The sequence below is a fragment of the Pseudomonas sp. Fl5BN2 genome (genome assembly GCF_009908205.1).
Classification (GTDB): Bacteria; Pseudomonadota; Gammaproteobacteria; order Pseudomonadales; family Pseudomonadaceae; genus Aquipseudomonas.
Genome location: NZ_JAAARL010000108.1, coordinates 1 through 391 on the forward strand (window position 1 = coordinate 1; position 391 = coordinate 391).

At 46.8% G+C, this 391-nt stretch carries 2 protein-coding genes; one reads left to right on the forward strand and one right to left on the reverse strand.

Annotated elements, in window-relative coordinates; genetic code table 11:
* A partial coding sequence (locus tag GV819_RS32830; RefSeq protein WP_161760137.1) for a helix-turn-helix domain-containing protein occupies positions 1-136 on the reverse strand: 136 nt, incomplete at its 3' end.
* Between the two features lie 97 nt (positions 137-233).
* On the opposite strand from GV819_RS32830, the gene GV819_RS32835 reads away from it, so the two are divergent.
* On the forward strand, positions 234-391 hold a 158-nt coding region (locus tag GV819_RS32835), incomplete at its 3' end, for a helix-turn-helix transcriptional regulator (RefSeq protein ID WP_161760138.1).

The window sequence follows — 391 nt, forward strand, 5'->3', positions numbered from 1 at the left end:
GTTCGGTAAATTGCTTTTGCTTGCCAGTCTCCAGACGAGAGATGTTTGCGGCATCCACGCCGATGGCTTCTGCTAGCTCAGCAATTTTCATGTTCTTCGCGCGGCGAAGTTGTCTGACACGGTTTCCTATATTCATGCGTTCATTACATTAATTTTTTGCGCATTGTGCAAATCAACTTGCGCAAGTTTGCTGTATGAAATAACATGCGACACGCGCAAAAGAAGGAGGTTTTATGCAATCACCATTGAGAAAATTGCGGAAATCGCATGGTTATACGTTACAGCACGTCGCTAAAGGGGTTCAGGTTGATCCTGCAACATTAAGCCGGGTTGAAAGATGCGAGCAGGCTCCTTCAACAGAGCTTGCTGAGCGCCGGGCTCAATTTTACGC